General features: G+C 29.3%; 32 protein-coding genes. 31 read left to right on the forward strand and 1 reads right to left on the reverse strand.

Going from position 1 to position 25,109, the window contains the following annotated elements:
* The first annotated feature begins 20 nt into the window (after window positions 1-20).
* The 27 genes from rplW (at window position 21) to QIA31_RS03070 (ending at window position 14,527) form a co-directional block, all read left to right on the forward strand.
* Window positions 21-317 carry a 50S ribosomal protein L23 gene (gene rplW / locus QIA31_RS02940; RefSeq protein WP_151060128.1) on the forward strand — a complete coding sequence of 99 codons (297 nt, stop codon included), beginning with the start codon at window positions 21-23 and terminating at the stop codon, window positions 315-317.
* A 21-nt stretch (window positions 318-338) separates the two neighbouring features.
* The gene (gene rplB, locus QIA31_RS02945; RefSeq protein WP_151060129.1) at window positions 339-1,172 is read left to right on the forward strand and encodes a 50S ribosomal protein L2; all 834 of its coding nucleotides are present in this window, start codon (window positions 339-341) and stop codon (window positions 1,170-1,172) included.
* 9 nt (window positions 1,173-1,181) lie between these two features.
* Entirely contained in the window at window positions 1,182-1,460 is a 279-nt protein-coding gene (gene rpsS, locus QIA31_RS02950) for a 30S ribosomal protein S19 (RefSeq protein ID WP_002557073.1), read from the forward strand.
* Window positions 1,461-1,467: 7 nt separating this feature from the next.
* The gene (gene rplV / locus QIA31_RS02955) at window positions 1,468-1,830 is read left to right on the forward strand and encodes a 50S ribosomal protein L22 (protein ID WP_151074184.1); all 363 of its coding nucleotides are present in this window, start codon (window positions 1,468-1,470) and stop codon (window positions 1,828-1,830) included.
* Window positions 1,831-1,833: 3 nt separating this feature from the next.
* Complete coding sequence (rpsC, locus tag QIA31_RS02960; RefSeq protein ID WP_301394188.1) at window positions 1,834-2,709, forward strand: 30S ribosomal protein S3; 876 nt, start codon at window positions 1,834-1,836, stop codon at window positions 2,707-2,709.
* A gap of 4 nt (window positions 2,710-2,713) precedes the next feature.
* Window positions 2,714-3,130 carry a 50S ribosomal protein L16 gene (rplP, locus tag QIA31_RS02965; protein WP_301394189.1) on the forward strand — a complete coding sequence of 139 codons (417 nt, stop codon included), beginning with the start codon at window positions 2,714-2,716 and terminating at the stop codon, window positions 3,128-3,130.
* A 2-nt stretch (window positions 3,131-3,132) separates the two neighbouring features.
* On the forward strand, window positions 3,133-3,333 hold the full coding sequence (gene rpmC, locus QIA31_RS02970; RefSeq protein WP_014023713.1) for a 50S ribosomal protein L29: 201 nt from the start codon (window positions 3,133-3,135) through the stop codon (window positions 3,331-3,333).
* Window positions 3,334-3,335: 2 nt separating this feature from the next.
* On the forward strand, window positions 3,336-3,590 hold the full coding sequence (gene rpsQ, locus QIA31_RS02975) for a 30S ribosomal protein S17 (protein ID WP_002557078.1): 255 nt from the start codon (window positions 3,336-3,338) through the stop codon (window positions 3,588-3,590).
* A 27-nt stretch (window positions 3,591-3,617) separates the two neighbouring features.
* A complete protein-coding gene (gene rplN, locus QIA31_RS02980) occupies window positions 3,618-3,986 on the forward strand; it encodes a 50S ribosomal protein L14 (RefSeq protein WP_301394190.1) in 369 nt (122 codons plus the stop codon).
* A 15-nt stretch (window positions 3,987-4,001) separates the two neighbouring features.
* On the forward strand, window positions 4,002-4,307 hold the full coding sequence (rplX, locus tag QIA31_RS02985; RefSeq protein WP_301394191.1) for a 50S ribosomal protein L24: 306 nt from the start codon (window positions 4,002-4,004) through the stop codon (window positions 4,305-4,307).
* 5 nt (window positions 4,308-4,312) lie between these two features.
* Window positions 4,313-4,861: a 50S ribosomal protein L5 gene (rplE, locus tag QIA31_RS02990; protein ID WP_151073553.1), complete on the forward strand. Its 549-nt coding sequence runs from the start codon at window positions 4,313-4,315 to the stop codon at window positions 4,859-4,861.
* A 16-nt stretch (window positions 4,862-4,877) separates the two neighbouring features.
* Window positions 4,878-5,063, forward strand: a complete 186-nt coding sequence (locus QIA31_RS02995) for a type Z 30S ribosomal protein S14 (protein WP_151060136.1) — start codon at window positions 4,878-4,880, stop codon at window positions 5,061-5,063.
* 9 nt (window positions 5,064-5,072) lie between these two features.
* Complete coding sequence (gene rpsH / locus QIA31_RS03000) at window positions 5,073-5,471, forward strand: 30S ribosomal protein S8 (protein ID WP_301394192.1); 399 nt, start codon at window positions 5,073-5,075, stop codon at window positions 5,469-5,471.
* 17 nt (window positions 5,472-5,488) lie between these two features.
* Window positions 5,489-6,031 carry a 50S ribosomal protein L6 gene (gene rplF / locus QIA31_RS03005; RefSeq protein WP_301394193.1) on the forward strand — a complete coding sequence of 181 codons (543 nt, stop codon included), beginning with the start codon at window positions 5,489-5,491 and terminating at the stop codon, window positions 6,029-6,031.
* Window positions 6,032-6,049: 18 nt separating this feature from the next.
* A complete protein-coding gene (rplR, locus tag QIA31_RS03010; RefSeq protein ID WP_301394194.1) occupies window positions 6,050-6,409 on the forward strand; it encodes a 50S ribosomal protein L18 in 360 nt (119 codons plus the stop codon).
* A gap of 12 nt (window positions 6,410-6,421) precedes the next feature.
* Entirely contained in the window at window positions 6,422-6,919 is a 498-nt protein-coding gene (rpsE, locus tag QIA31_RS03015; RefSeq protein WP_301394195.1) for a 30S ribosomal protein S5, read from the forward strand.
* Window positions 6,920-6,922: 3 nt separating this feature from the next.
* Window positions 6,923-7,234, forward strand: a complete 312-nt coding sequence (rpmD, locus tag QIA31_RS03020; protein ID WP_301394196.1) for a 50S ribosomal protein L30 — start codon at window positions 6,923-6,925, stop codon at window positions 7,232-7,234.
* Window positions 7,227-7,670, forward strand: coding sequence for a 50S ribosomal protein L15 (rplO, locus tag QIA31_RS03025; RefSeq protein WP_301394197.1), 444 nt, complete (start codon window positions 7,227-7,229; stop codon window positions 7,668-7,670). The genes rpmD and rplO overlap by 8 nt, the downstream gene beginning before the upstream one ends.
* A 12-nt stretch (window positions 7,671-7,682) precedes the next feature.
* Window positions 7,683-8,987, forward strand: coding sequence for a preprotein translocase subunit SecY (gene secY / locus QIA31_RS03030; protein ID WP_301394198.1), 1,305 nt, complete (start codon window positions 7,683-7,685; stop codon window positions 8,985-8,987).
* Between the two features lie 12 nt (window positions 8,988-8,999).
* Complete coding sequence (gene rpmJ, locus QIA31_RS03035; RefSeq protein WP_151060144.1) at window positions 9,000-9,113, forward strand: 50S ribosomal protein L36; 114 nt, start codon at window positions 9,000-9,002, stop codon at window positions 9,111-9,113.
* Between the two features lie 17 nt (window positions 9,114-9,130).
* Complete coding sequence (rpsM, locus tag QIA31_RS03040; RefSeq protein ID WP_301394199.1) at window positions 9,131-9,508, forward strand: 30S ribosomal protein S13; 378 nt, start codon at window positions 9,131-9,133, stop codon at window positions 9,506-9,508.
* A gap of 27 nt (window positions 9,509-9,535) precedes the next feature.
* The gene (gene rpsK / locus QIA31_RS03045) at window positions 9,536-9,928 is read left to right on the forward strand and encodes a 30S ribosomal protein S11 (protein ID WP_151060146.1); all 393 of its coding nucleotides are present in this window, start codon (window positions 9,536-9,538) and stop codon (window positions 9,926-9,928) included.
* 14 nt (window positions 9,929-9,942) lie between these two features.
* Window positions 9,943-10,977, forward strand: a complete 1,035-nt coding sequence (locus tag QIA31_RS03050) for a DNA-directed RNA polymerase subunit alpha (RefSeq protein ID WP_301394200.1) — start codon at window positions 9,943-9,945, stop codon at window positions 10,975-10,977.
* Between the two features lie 21 nt (window positions 10,978-10,998).
* Entirely contained in the window at window positions 10,999-11,370 is a 372-nt protein-coding gene (gene rplQ / locus QIA31_RS03055; protein WP_301394201.1) for a 50S ribosomal protein L17, read from the forward strand.
* Between the two features lie 74 nt (window positions 11,371-11,444).
* The gene (gene rny, locus QIA31_RS03060; RefSeq protein WP_151074182.1) at window positions 11,445-12,977 is read left to right on the forward strand and encodes a ribonuclease Y; all 1,533 of its coding nucleotides are present in this window, start codon (window positions 11,445-11,447) and stop codon (window positions 12,975-12,977) included.
* Window positions 12,967-13,755 (forward strand): TIGR00282 family metallophosphoesterase, encoded by a 789-nt coding sequence (locus QIA31_RS03065; RefSeq protein WP_301394202.1) that lies wholly within the window; start codon window positions 12,967-12,969, stop codon window positions 13,753-13,755. The genes rny and QIA31_RS03065 overlap by 11 nt, the downstream gene beginning before the upstream one ends.
* The gene (locus QIA31_RS03070) at window positions 13,736-14,527 is read left to right on the forward strand and encodes a TlyA family RNA methyltransferase (protein WP_301394203.1); all 792 of its coding nucleotides are present in this window, start codon (window positions 13,736-13,738) and stop codon (window positions 14,525-14,527) included. The genes QIA31_RS03065 and QIA31_RS03070 overlap by 20 nt, the downstream gene beginning before the upstream one ends.
* Here QIA31_RS03070 and QIA31_RS03075 read toward each other — a convergent pair.
* Entirely contained in the window at window positions 14,524-15,270 is a 747-nt protein-coding gene (locus QIA31_RS03075; RefSeq protein WP_301394204.1) for a GerMN domain-containing protein, read from the reverse strand. The genes QIA31_RS03070 and QIA31_RS03075 overlap by 4 nt on opposite strands.
* 86 nt (window positions 15,271-15,356) lie before the next feature.
* On the opposite strand from QIA31_RS03075, the gene der reads away from it, so the two are divergent.
* From der to QIA31_RS03095, 4 genes are read left to right on the forward strand one after another with little or no spacing between them, the layout of a single operon-like run.
* Window positions 15,357-16,661, forward strand: a complete 1,305-nt coding sequence (der, locus tag QIA31_RS03080; RefSeq protein ID WP_301394205.1) for a ribosome biogenesis GTPase Der — start codon at window positions 15,357-15,359, stop codon at window positions 16,659-16,661.
* The gene (locus tag QIA31_RS03085) at window positions 16,658-17,908 is read left to right on the forward strand and encodes a hypothetical protein (RefSeq protein WP_301394206.1); all 1,251 of its coding nucleotides are present in this window, start codon (window positions 16,658-16,660) and stop codon (window positions 17,906-17,908) included. Before der ends, QIA31_RS03085 begins: the two co-directional genes overlap by 4 nt.
* A gap of 5 nt (window positions 17,909-17,913) precedes the next feature.
* Window positions 17,914-18,600, forward strand: a complete 687-nt coding sequence (locus tag QIA31_RS03090) for an HAD family hydrolase (protein ID WP_301394207.1) — start codon at window positions 17,914-17,916, stop codon at window positions 18,598-18,600.
* 19 nt (window positions 18,601-18,619) lie between these two features.
* Window positions 18,620-25,108 carry a SpiroCoCo family coiled-coil protein gene (locus QIA31_RS03095; RefSeq protein WP_301394208.1) on the forward strand — a complete coding sequence of 2,163 codons (6,489 nt, stop codon included), beginning with the start codon at window positions 18,620-18,622 and terminating at the stop codon, window positions 25,106-25,108.
* Window position 25,109: the final 1 nt, after the last annotated feature.

The following is a 25,109-nucleotide window of genomic DNA, read 5'->3' on the forward strand; positions in this document are numbered from 1 at the left end:
AAAAGATGTTGAGGATAAGTATGAAAGCTTATGATATAATAATTTCACCTATGCTTACTGAAAAAACCAATACTCAAAGAGAAAGTATTAATGTTTATGTTTTTAAGGTTAATAAAAGAGCAAATAAAAAAGAGGTTTGTTCAGCAATAAAAAAGCTTTTCAATGTTGCTCCAGTATCGTGTAATTTGCTTAATATTAAAAGTAAAGCCAAGATTGTGGTGTCTCGAAGAGGATATCCTATAGGCAAGGGGAAAACTTCTTCATGGAAGAAGGCGTATGTTTATCTCAAAAAGGAAGATAAAATAGATATTTTTTAGTGGTTTTGGAGAAAAATAAATATGGGTATTAAGACTTATAAGCCAAAAACTTCTTCTTTGCGCTATAAGACGACTTTATCTTTTGATGATTTGAGCAAAGGTAATGATCCTTTGAAATCTTTAACAAAAGGTAAAAAGTTTAAATCAGGTAGAGATTCTTCTGGTAGGATTAGTATTAGAAGAAGAGGTGGTGGGCATAAGAGAAAGTATAGGGTGATTGATTTTAATCGAAGAGATAAATTTAGCATTCCCGCTCGAGTTGCTTCTATTGAATATGATCCTAATAGAAGTGCCAATATAGCTTTGCTTGTTTATAAAGATGGAGAAAAAAGGTATATTATTTCTCCTAAAGGCATTAAGGTTGGAGATGTTTTGGAAAGTGGTCCGAATGCCCCAATTAAAATTGGCAATGCCTTGCCTCTTGAAAATATTCCTATTGGAAGAACTGTTCATAATATTGAGCTTAATGTGGGAAAAGGTGGGCAGCTTGTAAGAAGTGCTGGTGGATATGCCATGATACTTGCTTCTGATGGGAACTATGTCACTGTAAAATTGTCATCTGGCGAGATGAGGTTAATTTTCAAAAAATGTATTGCGACAATTGGTGAGATTGGGAATGAAGATTATGCCAATATTTCTATAGGGAAAGCTGGTAAAAGTAGGTGGCTTGGGAGAAGGCCAAAGGTTAGGGGTGTTGCCATGAATCCCGTTGACCATCCGCATGGTGGTGGTGAAGGAAAAACCTCTGGAGGTCGCCATCCTGTTTCTCCTTGGGGACAGCCTACTAAGGGTTATAAGACTCGCAAGAAGAAGAGATATTCAGATAAATTTATTATTAAAAGAAGAAATAAGTAGGAGAGTGTAGTGGCAAGATCTATTAAAAAAGGGCCTTTTATAGAAAAGAGTCTTTATCAAAAAGTTTTATCATCTTTTGGAAGTGAGAAGAGAGTTGTTATTAAAACTTACTCTAGATCTTCAACAATAATTCCTGAGATGGTAAGTCTTACTATATCTGTTTACAATGGCAAGACTTTTATACCTATTTATATTACTGAGGATCTTGTGGGTCATAAGCTTGGCGAGTTTTCACCTACAAGGATTTTTAGAGGGCATGCTAAGTCGGATAAAAAGGGAAGGAAGTAAAGTAGTTATGTTTGTAAATAGAAGATATACAGCAAGGGGCAAAAATTTACCCTCTTCTCCAAAAAAAGTTAGGCCAATAGCTGATAATATACGAGGGAAGTCTTATATTAAAGCTATTGCAGTGCTTTGTTCTATGCCTAATAAAGGAGCTAAACTTTTAGAAAAAGTTGTTAGATCAGCGGCATCAAATGCGATGTATCATAATAAAAATCTTTCCGAGGATATGATATTTGTTAAAATAGTTATGGTTGATGACGGCCGTCGTCGTAAAAAGATTTGGCCTAGAGCTAGAGGTAGGGCCGATAGGCTTGTTAATAGAAATTGTCATATTTTTGTTGAAGTTGATGAAAAAAAAGATATTAAAGGATAGGTTATGGGCCAAAAAGTACATCCATATAGCTTAAGAGTAAAAATTAATAAGGATTGGAAATCAAAATGGTATTTTGATAAAAAATTGTATTCTACAATTCTTCATGAAGACTTTTTAATAAGACTGGAAATTATGAAGTTTCTTAATGGAATTAAATTTGATATTTCTGATATAGAAATAATTAGAAATAATCCTCAAAAAGTAACAGTAGTAATTGTTACTCCAAGGCCTGGTTCTGTGATAGGCCTTAAAGGCTCTAATCTTGAAAAGATTGGTCAATTGTTAACTAAAAAAATTTCTAAAAAGATTAGTATTAAAATTAAAGAGGTCAAAAGACCAGAACTTGATGCTCAAATTATTGCTAATGGGATTGCAAAGCAAGTAGAAAATAGAGTGTCTTATAGGAAAGTTTTAAAATCATCTCTTTCTACTTCTATGTTAAAAGGTGCTCAAGGATTAAAAATTAAGATTGCTGGGAGACTTGGTGGAGCTGAGATTGCAAGAAGTTTTGAGGTTAAGGAGGGTCGAGTTCCCCTACATACTCTTAGAGCCAATATAGATTATGGGTTTTCTGAAGCTCAAACTACTTATGGCATTATTGGAGTTAAGGTTTGGTTATTTAAAGGTGAAGTTTTAGGTAGGCAAACCAATTCTGATGCTGGTCAAGTAATAAATAAAAAACCTTTTAGGGAAAGAGGCGAGGCTGTTAAAAATTTTGATAAAATTTTAAATAATAGAGAGAAGACTAATGAAAAACAAGCTAGGGTTTTAAATAAAAAAGATGGGTTGTCTAAAGATGAAATAGGTCTTTTAAATAAATCTACTTCCTCTTTTTCTAAAGAAAAGGTCGATTCTAGTGATCAGAATATTGGAGGTTAATTAGATGTTAAGTCCAAAAAAGGTTAAATATAGAAAAAAGCAGAGGGGAAGATTGTCTGGAGAGGCTCAGAAGGGCAGTAAAATTTCTTTTGGTGAATATGGTCTTGTTTCCTTGGAAACAAGTTTTATTACTGCTCGACAAATTGAAGCTGCTCGTATTGCGATGACTCGTAAAATAAAAAGAGGTGGGAGAGTCTGGATAAGAATATTTCCCGATATCCCGTATACTAAAAAACCAGCTGAAACTAGAATGGGTAAAGGGAAAGGGGGTGTTGATCATTGGAATGCTCCTGTTAAGCTTGGTACTGTTATGTTTGAAATGGCTGGAGTTGTAGAGGAGCTTGCTCAAGAGGCTATGTCACTTGCTGGTTCTAAACTTCCAGTAAAAACTATGTTTGTTGTAAGGCGAGATTTGAGGTAATTATGTTAAAAAATTTTAAGAATTTTACTCTTGAGGATATGAAAGCTAAAAGGCTAGAATTAAAGAAAGAATATTTGGATTTAAGATTTAAATCTGTTGTTGGTCATGTTGAAAATCCTTTAAAGAAAAGAGAGATTAGGCGTGATATTGCAAGGCTTAATACAATTATTTATGAATATGAATTAGGTATTAGGAAGGTTTAAATATGGCAAGAGAAAATAAAAAAGAATTAATTGGTAAGGTTGTTAGTGACAAGATGTCTAAGACCATAGTAGTAGAAATTGTTCAAAGGAAAATGCATCCAATCTATCATAAGTATTTAAAAGTTAGCAAGAAAGTTAAAGCGCATGATGAAAAAGAGGTTTCAAAGGTTGGTGATAAGGTTAAAATTATTGAAGTTCGGCCTATTAGTAAAGATAAAAGATGGTCTCTTGTTGAGGTTTTAGAAAAATTAAAATAGTTTTTATTTTTCTAAAGGAGGTTGATTATGATTCAGATGCAAACTTATTTAACAATTGCTGATAATACTGGTGGCAAGGTGGCCCAATGTATTAAAGTGCTTGGTGGTAGTAGAAGGCGTTATGCCAAAATTGGCGATATAATAACTATTGTAGTAAAGCAAGCAATTCCTAATTCTTCTGTTAAAAAAGGGGATGTTTGTAAGGCTATAATTGTTAGAACTTCTAAAGAAGTAAGACGCAAGAACGGAACTTATGTTAGGTTTGATGACAATGCTTGCGTGATACTTGATGCTAATTTAAGCCCTAGAGGCAAAAGGGTATTTGGCCCTGTTGCAAGAGAACTTAGGGATGCTAATTTTATGAAGGTAGTATCATTGGCTTCAGAGGTGATATAGCAAGAAGGGGGTTTTGTGAAGACAAAGTTGAAGATAGGTGATAGTGTGAAAATTCTTTCTGGAAAAGATAGGGGAAGAATAGGTAAGATTGCTAGTATAAATAGAAAGAAAAATAAAGTTATTATTGAATCTTGCAATATGGTTAAAAAAGTCGTTAAAGCTAGGACACCCCAAGAAAAAGGTAAAATAATAGATAAGGAGGCCGCTATAGATATTTCAAATGTGATGATATTTATCAAAGGAACTTCTTCAAGATTAGGCATTAGATTTGAAAATAATGAAAAAATAAGATATCTTAAAAAAAATGGACAGAGGATATAGAGTTTATGAATTATGTTCCTGAATTGAAGAAATATTATAAAGACAGTGTTATAAAAGAGCTTGTTAAGGAATTTGAATACAAATCTATAATGCAAGTTCCCAAGCTTGAGAAAATAATAATTTCTGTAGGTGTTGGTGAGGCCGTTAGAAATAAGAAGCTGTTAGATTCTGCGGTTTTAGAGCTTGCTCAGATTACTGGGCAGAAAGCTGTAAAGACAAAAGCAAAAAAGGCAATAGCTGGGTTTAAAATTAGACAAGGGCAAGAAATAGGCGCTAAAGTTACACTTAGAGGCAATGTAATGTATGAATTTTTATATAAGCTTATTCATTTAGCATTGCCAAGGGTTAAGGATTTTAGGGGAATTAATGGAGATGCTTTTGATGGTAATGGAAATTATTCTTTTGGTATAACGGAACAAATAATATTTTCTGAGATAGATTATGATAAAATAGAGAGAATATCTGGCTTGAATGTCACAATTGTGACAACAGCTTCAAATGATAAAGAAAGCAAAGCTTTGCTTTTGAAATTTGGAATGCCATTTAGTAATTAAAGGGATTTATAGGTATATGGCTAAAAAATCAATGATTATTAGGGCTTTAAGAAAGCCTAAATATAAAACAAGGCATAATAATAGATGTAAGTTATGTGGCCGTCCAAGAGGATATTTGAGAGATTTTTGTATGTGTAGAATATGTTTTAGAAAGTATGCGTCTGAAGGATTAATTCCTGGCGTTTCAAAATCAAGTTGGTAAGGGGATTTTATGGCGATTACTCATTCGGTAGGGGACATGCTAACTAAATTGAGAAATGCAAGCAGAGTTAAGCATGGGTCTGTAGATTTAAAGATGTCTAATATGAATAAATCAATATTAAATATTCTTAAAGAAGAGGGCTATATCAAAGATTTTAATTTTTTAGAAAAAGAAGGAATTGCTTTTATTAGGGTTTTATTAAAGTATGACAGCAAAAGAAATCCTGTTATAAACAAAATAGATGCCATTTCCACTCCCGGTAGAAAAATTTATTCTTCATATAAGAATATGCCAAGAATAAAGAATGGATATGGGATATTAATCGTATCTTCTTCTCAAGGTATTATTACTGGTAAAGAAGCTAAAGATAAAAAAATAGGTGGTGAGTTGATTTGTTCAGTTTGGTAGTTTAATAGGGGGATAATATGTCGCGTATTGGAAGACTTCCTGTAAAGATTCCAGATACTGTTAGGATTGATGTTAAAGACAATTTGGTAATAGTTGAGGGCGTTAAAGGGAGATTAGTTCAAGATATAAAAGATAATATTAATGTTAAAGTTGAGAATGGTAGTGTTATTGTTGATCGAGTTTTTAATGATAAAAAGTCGAAAGCTTACCATGGTCTTTATAGAAGTTTGATTTTTAACATGGTAAAAGGAGTAACTGAAGGATTTTCTAAGTCTCTTACTATAAATGGCATAGGATATAGAGCAGAGCAACAGGGTAATAGTCTTTTTTTAAGCCTTGGATATTCAACACAGTTTGAATATATTATTCCAGATGGTATTAGTGTAAAGCTTGACGGCAATACTAAAATTTTTATTGAAGGAATAGATAAGTTTAAGGTTGGTCAGGTTGCTGCTGAGATTAGAAGTTTAAAAAAACCAGAGCCATATAAAGGAAAGGGAATTAAGTATGATAATGAAGTTATTAGGAGAAAAGTTGGAAAATCTGGTGTAAAAAAATAAATTTTGGGTTAGGTGGTTATGAAAAAAATAAAAGAAGCAGAGCAGAAAAAACTTAGGCGTAAAAAAAGAATAAGGGATAAAATAGGTCGTGGAGTAACTAGCCGGCCAAGAATTACTGTATTTAAATCTAATAGATATTTTTATGCGCAAGTTATAGATGATACTAAGGGACATACTGTTGCAAGTGTTTCTACTATTGAAAAAAATCTTAATTTAAGTAAAAATATTGATGATATAAAAAAACTTGGAGAAGTTCTTGCTAAAAGGCTTAAAGAGAAAAATATAAACAATCTTATTTTTGACAGAAATGGTTATAAGTATCATGGACTTATTGCAAGCTTTGCAACTTCTTTGAGGGAGTTTGGTATTAATATTTAAGGGAGTGTATTTATGGTAGATGTTCAGGTTCAGAGAAAGCAAATAGAAAAATTAATATCACTCAATAGAGTTACTAAAGTTGTTAAGGGTGGGAGAAGATTTTCTTTTGCTGCTTTTATGGTTGTTGGAGATGGAGAAGGACATGTTGGTTGGGGCTTTGGCAAGGCTAATGATGCTAGCGATGCAATAAAAAAAAGTTTAACAAGTGCTAGGAAAAATTTAAGATTTGTTCCTATTCGAAAAGGGACATTGCCGCATGAGGTTATTGGTTGCTTTAAAAAAGCTAAAGTTTTAATCAAGCCAGCTACTCATGGTACTGGTGTTATTGCAGGAGGTCCTGTTCGTGCTGTAATGGAAGCTTTAGGAGTGCATGATATTTTAAGCAAATCTCTTGGTTCTAATAATTCTATGAATGTAGTAAAGGCAACTTTTAAGGCATTTGATTTGATTTTGGATGCTGAAAAAGTGGCAGAGATGCGGGGAAAAACTTTGAAAACTTTATGGGGTTAATATATGATTAAAAGGAAATTAAGATTACAGCTAAAGAAGGCCAGGTTTAATGCTTCAAGGTCTAGGGCTAAGAATAAATGTTTTATTAGAAGAATAGAAAAGAATAGGGCAATTATTTCTAAAGGCAATATTAATGTGCAGGTTTTTCTTGTAAGAAGTCTTATTGGAAAATTAAATAAAAAGGTCAAAGTTTTAAAAGCATTGGGTTTAAATAAAATAGGCGACAAAAGGGTTCATTTTTTAAATAAATCTATTAAGGGCATGCTTAACGAGACTATTAATATGATTTTATTAAGTGAGGTAAGAAATGTTTAACCTATTAAAGCCCGAGGGAGCTAGCAAGCAACGTAAAATTGTTGGCAGAGGTCCAGGTTCAGGACTTGGCAAAACTTCTGGAAGAGGGCAAAAGGGTCAAAAAGCAAGAAATACTTCGCCAAGACTTGGATTTGAAGGTGGGCAGACTCCTCTTTATAGAAGATTGCCGAGGAGAGGTTTTTCTAATAATGATTATAAATTGGAATATGCAATTGTTAATCTTGGAGATATAGATAAAAAATTTAAGGATGGACAAGTGGTCAACTATGATACTTTGCTTGAAAATAAACTTATAAGAAAGAAAAAGAAAAATAAAAAAATTAAGATTTTGTCTAATGGCAATCTTACAAAAAAAGTTTCCTTGGAGGTTTCTAAAATTTCTAAATCGGCCGAAAGCCTTGTGACAAAAATTGGCTGTACTATTAAATTAGTTTAAAGTGGAATAAAAATGAAGGAATTGTTTTTAAGTTTATTTACTATTAAGGATTTGAGAAATAAGTTTTTGTTTACTTTATTTATTCTTTTTCTTTTTAGAGTTGGTTCTTACTTGCCGATACCCGGAATAGATTCTGTAGCGCTTAAAAGTTATTTTAAGTCACAATCAGATTTTTCAATTGCTAATTATTTTGATTTTTTTTCAGGCGGAGCTTTTAGTAATTTTTCTATATTTATGCTTAGTATAGGTCCCTACATTTCAGCATCTATTATTGTTCAGCTTCTTGTTTATTCTTTCCCTTCTTTGAAAAAAATGCAAGAAGGTGATGGTGGGAGACAAAAGACTAAAAGATATACAAAATATTTAACAATAGTTGCAGCTGTAGTTCAAGGATATGCAACAAGTCTTTATGCTAAAAGTATTCCAGGCGCGGTTACTATTCCTTTTTATAGATATATATTTATTGCTATTTTAACAGTTACTACAGGGACATTTATTCTTTTGTGGTTTGGAGAGCAGATTAATCAAAGAGGTATAGGCAATGGAACATCTTTGATAATTTTTTCCGGCATAGTGGTTAGACTTCAGGCAGCTTTGTTTAACTTATTCCAAAGCATGCAAGATCCTTCTCAAAATGTTAATCCTGTTTTTGTGATACTTGTTATAAGTATATTTATTTTGGTTGTTATCTTAATTATATATGAATATAAAGCTCAAATGCGAATTGCTATTCATTATGCTAGGGCAAATTCTAATAGTACTGTTAGCTCGTATTTGCCAATCAAGTTGAATCCATCGGGTGTTTTACCTGTTATTTTTGCTTCTGTTTTAATTACCTTGCCCTTGCAAATTTTAAGCGGTTTTGCGGAAACTTCTTCGATAGCTAGGCAAATTTTATCTTATTTAAGGCCTAATGGCTTTTATTACACTTTTTTGAATGTAGTTTTGATAATCGGATTTACTTATTTTTATTCTAAGATTCAGTTAAGTCCTAAAGATATAAGCAATAATATTCGTAAGAATGGAGGCACTATTCCCGGAATAAAGTCTGACGAGATGGAAAAATATTTAGACGAAATTATGAATAAGACTTTATTTTCAGGATCTATTTTTTTATCAATTATTGCAATTATTCCATTTTTAGTGCAAAATATTTTTAGATTTCCGCATGATGTTTCTAAAATAATGGGGGGTTCTTCTTTGCTTATTATGATAGGAGTTTCGCTTGATACGTTGATTCATATTGATGCTTATTTGAAAACTCAAGGATTTTCTTATAGAAATAAAAAGAATTATGCATTTTTGCAAAAAATTTAGGAGTGTTTGACTATGAAAGTTAGGGCAAGTGTAAAGCCAATTTGTGAAAAATGTAAAGTTATAAAAAGAAAAGGTATATTAAGGATTATTTGTGATAATTTAAAGCACAAGCAAAGGCAAAAGTAAAAATTAGAGGGAATAAGATGGCTAGAATATCGGGAATAGATTTACCAAGTAATAAACAATTAAAAATAGCTCTTACTTCTATTTATGGTATAGGTAGAACAAGAGCCATGGAAGTTTGCGATAGGGCAAGTATCTCTCCAAGTAAAATTGCTAAAGATTTAGATAATGATGAGGTTAATCGACTTAGGAAGGTAATTGAGAGTGATTATGTTGTAGAAGGAAAACTCAGAAGTGAGGTTGCTATGTCTATTAAAAGACTTATGGATATAGCATGTTATAGAGGTGTTAGGCATAGAAAAGGATTGCCTTTGAGAGGACAGAGAACTAAAACGAATGCAAGGACCAGAAAAGGAAAAAGAAAAACTGTAGCTAATAAGAAAATAGCTAGCAAATGAAATAGTTTTTAAGATTTGGAGGGCAAGTTGAGCGCAAAATTATCAACTAATAGTAAAAAAAAAATTAAAAGAAATATCGGGGAAGGAAAAGTTTATATACAAGCTACTTTTAATAATACCATAGTTACTGTGTCTGATATAAAGGGGAATGCTTTAGCTTGGGCAAGTGCTGGTGGGATGGGATTTAAAGGGGCTAAAAAGTCGACTCCATATGCTGCTCAAATAACAGCAGAATCTGCTTTAAATAAAGTGAGAGATTTTGGGATTAATTATGTTCATGTGTATATAAAAGGTCCAGGTATTGGCAGAGAATCTGCAATAAGAGCTATTGGTTCGATTGGGATGACTGTAAAATCAATTTCAGATATTACCCCTATCCCTCATAATGGGTGCAGACCGAAGAAAACTAGACGAGTTTAGATAGAGGAGTTATGATGTCTGTAGAAAAATTTTTAAAAGATTTTACTATACCTGAAAAAATTGAGTTTTTAAAAAGCCAAGATGATGGAGCTTATGGCAAATTTACGATATATCCTTTTGAAAGAGGCTTTGGAGTTACTATAGGTAATACTTTAAGGCGTGTTTTACTTTCTTCTATTGAAGGATATGCAATTACTGCTATGAGAGTTCAGTCTAACAATAAAGACTCTTCGTCAAAGATTGTTTCAAGTGAATTTGATTTGATTCCTGGAGTTTCTGAAGATACTCTTGAAGTTATTGCTAATATTAAAAATATTCATTTGAAACTTGGAGAAGGAGAACAAAGGAAGACAATAAGTTTTAGTGTTAGTGGTAAAGATACCAATGTTTTGAAAGCTTCTCATTTTGAAAGAGATGGAGTTGAAGTTTTTAATAAGGATTTAGTTATAGCTACTTTATCAAGTGATGTTAATTTAGATCTTGAATTTCAAATTAATTATGGTAGAGGATATGTGTCTTCTGAGCAAAATTCCAAGTATTTAGAAGAAGTTAATGTTATTGCCTTAGATTCTATATTTTCGCCTATAGAAAAAGTTTCATATTCTGTAGAAGATACTAGGGTTGGCCAAAGGTCAGATTATGACAAGCTTGTAATGGAAATTTGGACTACAGGTGTGATTTCTGCTAAGGATGCAATAAAAAAGGCCGCATCAATAGTAAGGGAATTTTTATTTCCTCTTGTAGATTTTGAAGATAATATTAATATATCTTTTGAAAAATCAAAATCAGAAAATTCTAACTTGCTTGATATGAGTATTGAAAAATTGGATTTATCAGTTAGGTCTTTAAATTGTTTAGTTAAAGAAAATGTTAGAACTTTAGGGGAACTTATAAGTAAAAATGCAGAAGAGCTTTCTAAGGCGAGAAATTTTGGGAAAAAAAGTTTAGAAGAGATAATTGAAAAGCTCGGTTCTTATCGATTGTTTTTAGGAATGTCTAAAGAAGATGCTTTATCTGTATTGAGTAAGAATGTTAAAATATCTGAATAAAAGGAGAGTTTAGGTTGTTTCATGAAAACAAAATTGGGTTTTAATAGGTTAAGTAGAAAATCTAGCCATAGGAGAGCGCTTTTAAAGAATATGGTAATTTCTTTTTTAAAACATGAAAAAATTTCTTCTACTAGGGCAAAATTGTTTGAAGTTAAAAGATTTACTGAAAGATTAATTACAAAAGCGAAGGTTGATACTGTTCATAATAGGCGAGAATTATCAAAATTTATACATGATAAGTATATTTTAAATAAGCTATTTACCAAAATTTCTCCTGTTTTTAGACAAAGAAGTGGTGGGTATACTCGGATTATTAAATTGGGAAAAAGATATGGAGATGCAGCTGAAATGGCTATCCTAGAGTTAGTTGAAAAACCTTTGAAAGTTGAATAATTATTGATAATTGAGCGCACTGTTTTAAAGATTAAAGTTTAAATTACTTTTAAACAGCATAGGAGTTAAATGATATGATATATATTATTTTTTCTTCTATTTTTGCTGGCTTTATATTAGGATTTTTAGTAAGAGTTTTTTTAGGTAGATTGTCTTTATTAGATTTAGAAAAGAATCTGACAAAAGTAAGGGTAGAATCACAATTAGAGATAGAAAATGAAAGAAGGCAAATTATTGCCAATGCAAAATCTCAAATGCTTAAAGAAAAAAACCAGCAAGATAGGGATATAAGAGATAGGAAAAATGAGATTGTTAATCTAGAAAAAAGATTATTACAAAGAGAAGAAACCTTAGACAAGAGGATATCTGCTCTTGATAAACAGCAGTCCAGAATTGATTTTAAAATTAAAGAATTTGAACAAAAAGAAAAAGCAATAAGGGAAAAAGAGGCTGATCTTGTTAAGAGATTGGAAAATATTTCTGGTCTTACAAGAGAAGATGCAAGAAAAATTGTAATTGAAAAAGTTGAGCATGAGTCTAGAAGAGATGTTCAAGTTATTATTAATAAAAGTGAACAGGAAGCCCAGTTATTGGCAGATAAAGTTGCAAAAGATATTATAGTATCTACTATGCAGCGTATTGTTACAGAGGTAAGTTCGGAGTTTACAGTAGCTTCTGTTGAATTACCCAATGATGAAATGAAAGGCAGGATTATAGGTAAAGAAGGTCGCAATATTAGGGCTCTTGAGACTTTAATAGGGGCCGATATTATTATTGATGATACTCCTGAGGCTGTTGTTATATCTTGCTTTGATCCAATAAGAAAAGAGCTTGCTAAGAGAACATTAGAAAGACTTGTTACAGATGGTAGAATTCATCCTGCTAGGATTGAGGAAGTTGTATATAATGTTACTAATGAGATAAATAGCATTATTCAAGAAGAAGGTGAAAAAGTAGTTTTTGATCTTAATATCCATGGGCTTGATAAGAGACTTATTAGAGGATTGGGAAGGCTTTATTTTAGAAGTAGTTATGGTCAAAATGTTTTAAGCCATTCTAAAGAAACGGCTATAATAGGAGAAATTTTAGCTAAAGAGATGAAATTAGACCCTATTGTAGTAAAAAGAGCCTGTCTTTTGCATGATATTGGAAAAGGGATGGAAAGTATTTCTGAGAATAGCGAAGGACATGCCATTACTGGCGCCGAACTTGCTCAAAGTTGCGGCGAAAGTGAAATTGTTGTTAATGCTATTGCTGCTCATCATAACGAAGTAAAACCTGAGAGCCTTGAAGCCATTGTTGTTCAAATAGCAGACGCTATCTCAGCATCTCGTCCTGGAGCAAGGCGGGAAAGTTTAAATAACTATATAAATAGACTTAAAAGACTTGAAGATATTGCTTATAGTTTTGAAGGTGTTCAAAAATGTTATGCTATTCAAGCTGGTCGCGAGGTTAGGATTATTGTTGACAATGCTTTAGTTAATGATGAAAAATCAATTTTGCTTGCAAGAGGCATTGCTAAGAAAATAGAAGCTGAAATGAGGTATCCTGGAAAAATTAAAGTTACAATTATTCGTGAAACCAGAGTTATTGAATATGCCAGATAGTACTATTAAAACCTTAATAATTGGGGATATAATAGGCGAGAGTGGATTAAAAAAGGTTTTTTTTAATCTTAAAAATATTAAGAACAAGTATAGAATAGATTTGGTAATTGCTAATGGAGAAAATTCTTCAAATGGTTTTGGAATAACTCCAGAAATAGCAAATAATCTTTTTAGATCGGGCGTTAATGTTATTACTACTGGTAATCATGTATATTCTAATTACAAAATAAATGATTACCTAAATAAGCAGACGTATATCTTAAGGCCAAATAATTTTTCAGATTTGTTAGATGGGCATGGTTATTGTTTTTTGACTATTAGAGATGAAAGGGTTGCTGTGGTTAATGTTCAAGGGGTTTTAAATATGAATTTTATTGTCAAGAATCCTTTTGATAACACAAAAAAATTGGTTAATATGCTAAGCAATAAGGTTAGAACTATTTTTGTAGATTTTCATGCTGAGAGTAATTATGAAAAAGAAAGTTTTGGATATTTTTTAAATGGACTTGTAACAGGCATAGTTGGTACTCATACTCATGTTATGACTAAGGATGAAAGGATATTGTCAAAAGGGACAGCCTATATTAGTGATGTTGGAATGACAGGCGGATTAAATTCTGTAATAGGATTTAATCCTGATATTTCTCTTAAAGGTTTGCTTGAATATACTTCTTTAAGAGCTGAAGTTGTAGAAAATGATATAATTTTACAGGGAGTTATCATTACTTCTAGTTTAAAGACAGGCCGTGCTTTAAAAATTGAAAGTATTCAGAAATAATTTATTAAATATACTTTGTAAAAGGTATCCAGAAAAAACACGAGAAGAATTAATAGTTTTGATTTTAACAGGGAATGTATATGTAAATTCTCATAAAGAAAAAAATCCTAAAATGTTAATAAACAAAACAAGTAAAATAGATTTAGTTGAGAATACTTTTCAAGTATTTGTATCAAGGGGGGGGTATAAGCTTTTAGAAGCTCTTGAGGATTTTAAGATCGAAGTTAAAAATAAGGTTTGTGTTGATGTTGGTTCTTCAACAGGTGGTTTTACTGATTGCCTTTTGCAGTGTGGTGCTAATTTTGTTTATTCAATTGATGTAGGCATTAATCAACTTTCTTATAAATTGAGAATTGACCCAAGAGTTAGGGTTTTAGAGAGAACTAATATTTTTGATGTTATAGAATTTGAAATTGTGCCTAATTTTGCCGTTGTAGATGTTTCTTTTAGATCGTCAATAAGCATATGTGTAAATTTAATAAATAAACTTTCTGATAATTTTATTATAGTTTTGATCAAACCTCAGTTTGAGCTTAAAGGTTTAAATTTAGATATAAAAAATTTTAATGGTGTTGTGAATGGCAAGTATTTAAAGATGATTTTGCAAAGTGTAATTGAAAAGTTCTATAAAAATAAATTACAAGTTAAAAATATATTAAAGCTAAAAACTAAAGGTAAAAAAGGCAATCAAGAATTTATGTTTTTAGTTGTTAGGTCAAGTGTTTTAGATATTGCAAGTTCTATGCAATTGATTAACAACATTGAATTTTAATATTTGTCTAAAATTTTTTTATTTAATATTCCTGAGAAGTTTAAGTTTAATTCCTCAAGTATTATTGGATTATTTTCTATTGTTAAAATTATTCCAGAAATTCCTTTAATTTCAATACATGTTAAGGTTATTTGAGCGATTTGATTAATTATTCCCTCAATTCCGAAACTATTTTCATAAAATTCTTTAGACAAGTTTATTTTGGCAATTCCTTCGCTTAGGCTTAAGCTTAACAGCTTAGTTTTTATAGGGATTAAACTTAAAAAATTATTTTTTAGCTCGTATTCATTTGGCCCTTTGATTAAAGATTTTATCGTTTCTTCAAGAATATTTTTGTCGTAATATATAGCTCGTTTTACAGTTTGTCTTAAAAAATAGCCTTCTGGCGTGACTTTTATAAAATAAAGTTTAATAAATTTTTTGTTTTTAAGGTTATTATTTCTTTGATTTTGATTGAGTTCTTCTTCAAGTTTTTTTATTTCTGGTGGCTGGATTAAAAAATTTTCATTTTTAAGCATTTTTATATTTGTATTTTTATTGGTGTCTTTTACAGCTTCAATTAATTGATTATTTGGTGTTTGGCTTGATTCAAGCAAATTGTTATCGTAGTTTTTCTCCTTAAAAATATGCATAATAATTGGATTTTTAGTTATTAATACTGCGCTAATTATTGTTAAAATAATAGCAACTAAAATTAAAAGTGTGTCTGATTTGGTTGAGCTTGAGCCTTTTTTTCTTTTCAATATAAACACTCATTTGCAATTGGCATAAATACTAATATTTGATATTATAATGGAAATATCGGAATAAATAAAGAGGTGTATTTGCTTTGCTTAGTTATAAAAAGGTTCTTATTGTTGGTAGACCAAATGTCGGGAAATCTGCTTTATTTAATCGAATTTTAGATTCAAAAAGAAGTATCACTGAGAGTACATACGGTGTTACTAGAGATTTAGTTGAAGAGGTTTGTAAGGTTGGTTCTTTTAATTTTAAATTAATTGATACTGGTGGATTTACGACTTTAAAAGATGAGATTAGTAAAATTATTGTGCAAAAAGTTTTGAGCTCTTTAGAAAAAGTCGATTTAATTTTATTAGTTTTAGATGTTAATGAAATTTTACTTGAAGATTATCAGATTATTGAAAGACTGAGGAAATATAGTACTAAGGTAATTTTGGTTTTAAACAAAGTAGACACTAAAGATAAGGAATTTTTAGCTCATGAATTTCATAATTTAGGGTTCAAGCGCTATTTTCTGGTTAGCGCAGCTCATTGTAGAGGCATTACTAAGCTTAGAGATTTTTTAAAATCAGAAGTTGGTGAAGCTAATATTGAAGATGAAGTTAATATTAGGCTTGGAATTATAGGTAAGCCTAATTCAGGCAAATCGACCCTTATTAATTATTTATCTAGAAGTGAAATTTCAATTGTTTCAGATCAACCCGGCACTACTAGAGATTTTATTAAAACTAAGTTAACTAGAGGCGGTAAAGTTTTTGAGATTATTGATACAGCTGGGATAAGGCGAAGAGCAAGAGTAAATGAAATTGTTGAATATTATTCTGTTAATAGGGCATTAAAAGTAATCGACATGGTGGATATTGTATTTTTGTTGATTGATGTTAAAGAAGAATTGACTTCTCAGGATAAAAAGATTGCTCATTATATTGCTAAAAAGGGGAAAGGAATTATTATCGTGTTTAGTAAGTGGGATCTTGTGGAGAGAGAATCTAAAGATTATTTTGAAGCATTAAAGAGTCGTGTGAAATTTTTTTTTCCTGTTTTAAATTTTGCTCCTATATTTAGAATTTCTGTTCATAAAAGGATGGGTATAGACTCTCTTTTTAAAGAGGTTTTTAAGTTAAAAGATCAGCTTGAGCTTAAAACTAGCACTCCAGATTTAAATAAAATGTTAAATTTATGGATCAAAGATTATCATTTAAATATTTCTTATAAAATAAAATATATTACACAAGTTAATACCAATCCTGTAAAGTTTATTCTTTTTACAAATAAAATAAAGAATTTTCCAAATTCTTACTATAATTATTTAGTAAATAATTTGCGTAAAATTGGATATAACAATGTTCCAATTTTAGTAGAATTGAGAGAAAAAATAAGAGATTTAAAGTGAAATATATATTTTTTTTATTAATGATTAAGAGTCCAAATCTTTTTGCGTTTGAGAGTTCTTTTTATGATTTTGATATAAGGACTATGTATTCAAAATATTTTAATTCAAGCTATGTGCAAAAAAAAATAAGTCCGATAAAGCATTTTATTACAGAAAATTATTATATTGAAGTTTCAAGTGAAGTTTCTTCTGGGCATGTTTATTATTCTTTTTTTAATAAAAAAAAGAATGTAAATTATATTTTTCCAGGGTCTTATGTTATTAAAGTAGGCAAAGACGGTATTGAACAGATAAAAATATTTTTCATAAACAGAGGAGATTCTTTTATTAGAATAAGGCCTGCAAAATTTTCTTCTAGTGCTGATTTTTACTTAATAAATACTTTAATTTATAAAGATGTTAAATTGCCTTTTAAGATTGAGGACATTGCAGTAATTTCGCTTGGCAATATAATAAATTATATTGGTCAGGTTATTGACTTTAGGTACTTTATTCCTGAATATTTTGATATTTATAAAGATATTTCTAATATGGTAATTAGTTTAAGGAAGGCTCTTAAGTCTTTTTCTATTGCTGAGGTTGCTGATGGTGCAATGGATGAGCATGGTAAAATGGTGTATATAAAAACTGGTTTGTTGCAAAAAGATTCTGTAGGATTTAATTGTTCAGGATTTGTTAAATGGGTAGCAGATTCGATTTATAAATCAATGACGGGACGACTTTTAAGAATTGATGATCTTAAGCTTAGACATATTGGTGTTAGAGGCGGTGCTTTTACTAAAAGTCATGAATTTAACAGAGATCCTTTTTTTGGTCTTGATTGGATTCGTAATATTGCTTATAGGATAAATAATATTAATATGGATTTAGATTTATCTAAAATTAAGGAAAATGATGTCAATAATATTAAGTTTTTTGATTATATCGACAATCGTGGCTATAAAATTAAAAATTTAGAGTTTTTATTATATAGTCTAGCTTTAGACGAGCCCGGATATATTTATTTTGGATCTATTAGCACAGATGTTAGCAATTTATCAGGTATGGTGCTTCATAAACATGTTGTTTTGTTTCTTCCATTTCTTGATGAAAATAGGATTTTTAGAGTTTCTGTTAACGAGGTTAATGCTGAGACTTCAATAAAGTCACTTCAAAAAAGATATCCAAACTCTTATATTCATTTAGTTAGAGTTAAGATTCCTAGAAATTTACCGATAGTACCTATACCTATAAAGGCAAATAATTAATCATCATGATTAAAGCTGTAGTATTTGATTTAGATGGCACCTTATACCCTGAGGTGGATAGAAATAAATTAATGTTTTTTGAATTTTTAACTAATGTAAAGTTTTTTTTAGCTTTTAAACAGATTAGGAAAAAAATACGAATTTTACAAAACAATCAATTTTCGCCTTCAAATCGGGATGAGTTGTTTTCTCTTCAGGTTAAAATGCTTTCTCGGCATTTGAATCTTAATGAGAATAGATGTGCTTTTTTATTAAATAAAATATATTACAGTCAGATTTTTAGCGATAAGTTTAAAAAACTCAAGCCATATCTTGGCGTTCAAGATTTAATTTATTGGCTTAAATTTAAGGGAATAAAATTAGGAGTAATGTCAGACTTTCCTATTTTAGATCGTGTCAAAAATTTATTAGGCATTCAAGACAGTTTTTGGGATATTCTTTATTCCTCAGAAGATACTGGATATTTAAAGCCACATAAAGTGCCTTTTTTAAAAGTTATTGAGGATTTAAATTTAAGTAGTAATAATATTTTGTATGTAGGGAATTCTTATGAATATGACATTGTGGGTGCTAAGAACGTTTCAATGAAAGCAGCTTTTTTTTCAAAAAAGAATATAAATTGCAAAGAGATGGTTGATTTTATTTTTCATAATTATAAAGACTTAAGAGAATATATACGTATGAATATATAGAATATGGGTATAATATTTTATGATAGATTTTGCAACTATTTTAGTTAACCTTTTTTTGGTTTCAATAGTTTTGTTTGTTTATAGGCAATATGATAAGCGTTCTAGAGCTTTAGATAAAATTAAAAAGTTTATCGATCTTGCAAAGGTTAATCTTGAAGATTTTATTGAAGATAAGACAAAAGAGATTAATGATCTTGCTGTTGATATGGAAGCTTATCAAAGATCTAGTATAGAAATAATAAAGAAGATTGACGAAGTTCAGCAAAAGATTAAAAACAAAAGCAACGATTTTGCAGAGGTTGAAAAAAAAATAGCTTATCATGATTCTATGCTTAAAGATCTTGATGAAATGACCTTTAAAGTTCAAGAAAATATACAAAGATTGCAAGTTGATGGGAAAATAGTAGATAAACTTTCAAAAACTTTAAAAGGGTTTAATGCTCAGATTGATTCGGTTGAATCAAATTTAAATTCAGTGTTAGAAAAATTTGACAAGACTAATAAAGAAAATCTCGAGTCTATCAAAATTGCTAGTTGGGAAAAGTTTGATATTAATATTAAGGATCTTGTTTTTAAAATGGACAATTTGAATAAAGAAATTGATCTTTACGAAAAAAATTTAGCAAATATTGAAGAGAGAAAAAAGGATATTTTAGTTAAGGGTAATGAAAAATTAGATTTAGAATTTAACGATTTTCTTGAAAAAGTTGAATTTAATATTGGCAAATATAACAAAGATATAGAAAGTTCTTTTATTTTTTATGAGAACAAATATAAGTTAATAGAAGATTCTATAGAGCTTATTATGGAGAGCTTAAAGAATAAAATTAATGAGAAAGAAGATTTTATTTTAAATAGACTGAATGAAGAATTACAAAATAAATTTAATGATATCTTTACATACGTTGATGATCGTTCTAAGGAAATTCAAGATAAACTTGAGGATAAGTTGATTTTAGTGGAGAATGAAATTTCTACTATGACTTCTTCTTTTAAGGATAATGTTTATTCAAGAATTAATTCACTTGAGGAATCAATACGAATAGAGGTAGGAAAGTATGAGGAGCAGGTTGATGATGTTTTTGATAAATTTAGATCTCAAACTGAATTGAATCTTAAAAATATTTATGATGATTATGAAGATAAAATAAAACAAGTTAATAAAAATATTAGAGAAAAGGTAGAGCTTAGTTTGTTAGATTTGAATTCTAAAATGGAAAGTGTTCAAGTAGGTGCTATAGATTTAATGAAAAGGCTTGAAGATGATTCTAATGGAATATATCTTGAATTTAAAAATAAATTTGGGGCAGATATTGAAGTATTTGGTGAAAGTTTTAAAAATGATATTAATCAACTTAAAATGCAATTAGAATCTCAACTTTTAGATGTTGATTCAAATATTCAAGACAAGCTTATTCAGCTTAATAATAATTTGATTTCTAATTTTGAAGAAATTAATGCAAAGTTTAATAATAATTATTCAAATTTAACTGATAATATAAATGCCAAGTACACGACTCTTTTTGAATATTTAGATTCTAGCAGCTCTAAATTTGAAGATCAAATGGAATCCAAATATAAAGACTTTACAGATAAATTAACAGCAGAAATGGATGAGTTTTCTTTAATTTATGGTGAGAAATTTGACACACTCTCTCAGAATGCGATTAATAATTATCAAGAATTCCAAGATTTAAACAAAAAATTAGAAAATGAAATTAGATCTTTGTGTAATTCTTTTGAAGAAAATCAAGAGATTTTAAAGCAAGATTTTAATACTAGCTTAATTAACATTAAAGATGAAATTGGTAAAAATATAGTAGAGTTTAAGGATCGTTATTACGATGAGGTAAATATTTTTGTTAGTAAACTAGAAGAAAGCAAACTTCAATATTCAAAGTGGCAAGGGGAAATGGATTCTAATTTAAAAAACATTGAATCTCAAATAAATAAAACAAATGAAGAATTTTTAAGTTTAATTCAGATTCAGAAAGACAAAGGAATAGAGCTTAGTGAGAGTGTTTTTAATGATCTTTCAGATCATATTCAAAAAAAAGCTATGGACATGCATGGTAATTGGAAAGATGAGCTTATTGCTTTAAATAAATCGTTGCTTGATATTAAGATTTCTAGTGAAGAGCTACTTTCGTCTGCTACTTTAAAGATAGAAAATTTAGAAAGAGATGTTAGCGATAGAATGGAATATGTTTTGTTAAAAACAGGCGATATTGAGAGTTTGGTGATAGAGAAATATAAAGAATTAAAAGATATGTCATATTCACAAAGTGATGAGGCTATATTGGGAATTAAAGAATTTATTAATAGGCAAACAGAAATAATTAAAGATAAAAGTGTATTTATGCTTGAAGATTTGAATAAAAAGTTTGATGATAAGAATAATTTTATTATAAGCAAGATTGAAGAATGTGATTATAAGTTAAAAGATTTCAAGATTGAATCAGAAGATATTTTAAATAATTTTAAATCTGATCTTAATGAATTTATTGAATCAAAATTACAAATTGTATCTAATATAAAATCAGACAATCAAAAGCAAATTGATGATTTTTTAGATAGAATTTCTGAAGATATTTTAAATAGGAAAGATTCAATTAACAATGAAGTAGATAACAAGCTTAGTGATTGGCAAGACAAATTAAACGAAATAACCGTTAAAATTGAGAATTTATTGTCTTCGGGTAAAGTTGATCTGGATTTAATAGATTCTGAGGTAACTACAAAAATCAAAGAGCTTAAATTTTCTATAGAAAGTCTTGAGAGTTATTATCTTGAGAAAATAGATGAGTTTAGAAATCAAGGTGCTATATATTCTGACGAGCTTTTACAAGATATAATCAATCATTTTGATAAAGAGGCCAGAGAACTTGAAGAAAATTTGTCAAAAAAGTTTGCTGTAGTTTTAAATAATTCAGAGGAATTTGTTAAAGAGGTTGATAGTTTATTGCAGGACAAAAGAACTGATATTGCGTCTTTTCAGGCTAATATAGACATTACTCTTGATTCTCTTAGTATAAAGTTTAATGATATAAACAAAGAAATTAATGGGAAATATAATGAGGTGATATCTAATTATAGAGGGTATTCAGAAAATATTTTTAGCAAACTTGAAAATGAAATAATGCATGAGATTGAAAATCTAAATAGAAGATTAACAGATAAAATAGATAGTCTTAGTAAAGGTATGGATGAAAATCTTCAAAAACTTAAGGAATCTTTTGATGTATCAAAATATCAAGTTGAAAAATTTGAATTAAAAGTTAAAGATCTAACAGATGATGGAAAGGCAAAAATTAGTGAGTTTGTTAAAGAGATTGAGCAGTATTATAAATCTAGATTAGAGGAAGCAATTGATTATAGAAAAGCGATTGATAGTGATATTATGCAAGCAAAAGAGAGGTTTGGAGAGATAACAAATGATCTTAAGAATAATATTGAGAGTAAGTCTGAGTTTTTAAACGATCTTTATAGGGAAAGATTTAAACTTATTGAGAGTAATTTTGAAGAGAGATATTCTACATTTTTAATTGAGAGCGAGGGAGCTATTTCAAAAATTAGAGATGAGATTTATAAAACACTTACAATCAATGATGAAAATTTGCAGGTTAAGATTTCTGAAATGGATCATAATTTTGAAATAATAGAGCAAAGATCAAAAGATATTTTAGAGTTTGAAAAAGAATTAAGAGATAAAATTAAAGATTGTTACGGCATTATAAATTCTCAATTTGGAGAGATTAAGGTAGGCGTTGAAGAGAGTATAAAAAATCATTTTGAAGTTTGTATAAAAAGGGTAAACACTTTAATTGACGATGACATTGTAAAGTATGAAAATGAAATTCATAAAAGAATTGATTCTTTAAAATTGATTGAGAATACTTTTGATAGCATAGAAAAAAATTTGAATGACAAGGTGAATGGATGTATTGATAAAATAGCCAATGATTTTAATCTTAAGTATATTGAACTTGAAGAAAGGTGTAATGAAGGTCAATTAGATTTGGAGAGTAAAATTGACAACAAAATTAAAGCCATTGATAATTTAGCTTTAAGTCAATATGATAGTCTTGAGAAAAAGTATGTTGATATGCATGATGAGTTTTTAGAAAGATTAAATTCTTATATTACAACTTTAAGTCAAGAGTTTAAGCATTCGAATAAAGAGATGATTTTTGAGCTTGAATCTCAACTGAAAAATCTTAAAAATCTTGAATCTGATTTAAATAATGTTGAAAAAGATGTTATTAGATTAAAAGAGGAGTCTTATCATAATGTTTCATCACATCTTAAGCTATTAGAAGAAGATTTTTTCAAGGATTTGAAAATTAGAGGTGAAGAGCTTAAATATTCTTTGGAAAACTTTATTTCTTCATATAATGATAAAATTCAAGATTTAGAACATAATTTATCTAAAAATTTAGAAGACAAAACAGAGCTTATTCAAAGTTTTAGCCTAGATATTGAACAAAAAATCAAAAATGATAAAGAAAATTTTTATTTGGATTTTACTAAAGAATTTTCTTATAAAAAAAAAGATATGGAGAATGAGATAGCTTTAATGGAAACTAATATTACCGGGAGGGTAGATGAATTTATTGATTTTGTAAATAATCGGCAAAATATTATTGATTCTTGGTTTTTAAATATAAAAGATGATGTAAAAAATTGGCAAGAAAAATCTTATAGTGCAATAGAAAAGAAAATAAGTCTTGCTGAGCTTGAAATTAGGTCATTTGAGAATGATATTCTTAATGTTAAGATTGGTTTAGAATCTTTTAAAGATGGTTTTGAAATTAAGGCTGAAGAGATTTTTGGCAATTTGCAAAGCGAGGCTAAAAAAATTGAACAATCAGTTCATCTTGATTTTAAAAATATTGGTGAATCATTAAATCTTAAAGTTTTAGATTTTGAAAAAATTGTTGATTTTAAAGTAGAAAAGATAGACGAAAGGGTTAATAAGAAAGCTGAAGACATTTTAATTCAAGCAGAAGTGAAATTTTTAACTCAGCAAAAGAATCTTGAAGATAGGATTTTTGAGCTTAATCAAAAATTGGAGCATGAATTTACGAACTTGTCTTCTAATCTTGATAAAGTAAGGCGGGAAATGGTTGATGTAATCTCTAGTGATAAAGAAAGTTTTGAGGGTCAAATTGAATTAATGCATAAAAATATTTCAGAATTTTCTGAAAAAATTAGTTTATATAGAAATAATATTGAGACATCAATTGAAAATGAATATAATTCGTTTTCTAAATCAATAAAATCAGAGTTTAGTTTACTTGAGGATGAGCTTAAAAAAAGTTTAAAACATTCAACATTGGAGATTCAAACCATAAAGAATGGCCTACAAGAACAAATTGATAAATTTGAAGCTGAATTTAAGAAAAATCATAAAGAATTATTAAAAGAAGTTGATACTAATATTTTAGGGCTTGAATCTAAAATATTAAATTGTGATATTGAATTTAATAAATTTATTAGTGACATTAAAGACAATTTGGTTGAATATAAATCTGATTTGAGAAAAGAATTTGAAGATAGTTATAATAAAATAAATCTGCAAATTGCAAATTTTAAAAAATTAGATGCTGAGCTTGAAAAAAATAATTCGATATTTTTGGAGGCTTATTCTCTTAAGGACAAGTTGGAAAAATTATGGGAGACTTTAAAGAATGAGATAGACTCTGCTCAGGAATATAAAAATAATTTTGAAAATGTTAACAAAGAATTCCATAATATTCAAAAAGAAACATTGGGTATTATTGAAACTTTTAATGAGTTAAAGTTAGAACAGGAATCTATTAAGGTTATTAAGAATGATTTTAATAGATTTTTTGAATTTTATTCTTCATTTGATAGTAGATATAAGAGTTTGATCGAATCTTATGATGAAATGCAAATTTATAAGGCTAAAATAAAAGAGATAGCCGATGAGCAGAGAACTATTCTTGATAATTATGAAAGGATTAGCAACAAAGAGGGTATATTAAAGAGTACTATAGAGTCCGTTGATAAAAATTTTGATTTAATAAATGAAGTGGAAAAAAGATTTAATACTTTAAATAAAGAGAGCGCTAAGTTTCAGGACAATCTCAAAGATATGGAAAATGTTGTTTCTAGTCTCTTATTAAACAAAGGGTTGTCAGAAGAAGTGTTGATTAATGCTGAAAATTTAAAGGAAATGCTCTTAGATATTGAAAATAGGTTGAAAAATACTTTAATTATGAGAGAGAAAGTAGTTAAATCTGAGACAAGGTTGGAGAATTTAAATGTTGCAGCAGAAGAGAGAATAAAAACTCTTGGTATTCTTGTTAAAACAGATTCTAAATATCAAGATAATGTTGGTTTTAATAATGAAACTGTTAGAAATTCTGTAATAAAATTAATGAGGCAAGGGTGGAGTGCTGAAGAAATTTCTAGAGCTACTAAATTATCTATTGGTGAAGTTGAGCTTATTTTAGAGCTTGGTATAAGTAATAAGGGTGATTAAA

The sequence above is a fragment of the [Borrelia] turdi genome (assembly GCF_030439285.2).
GTDB lineage: Bacteria > Spirochaetota > Spirochaetia > Borreliales > Borreliaceae > Borreliella > Borreliella turdi.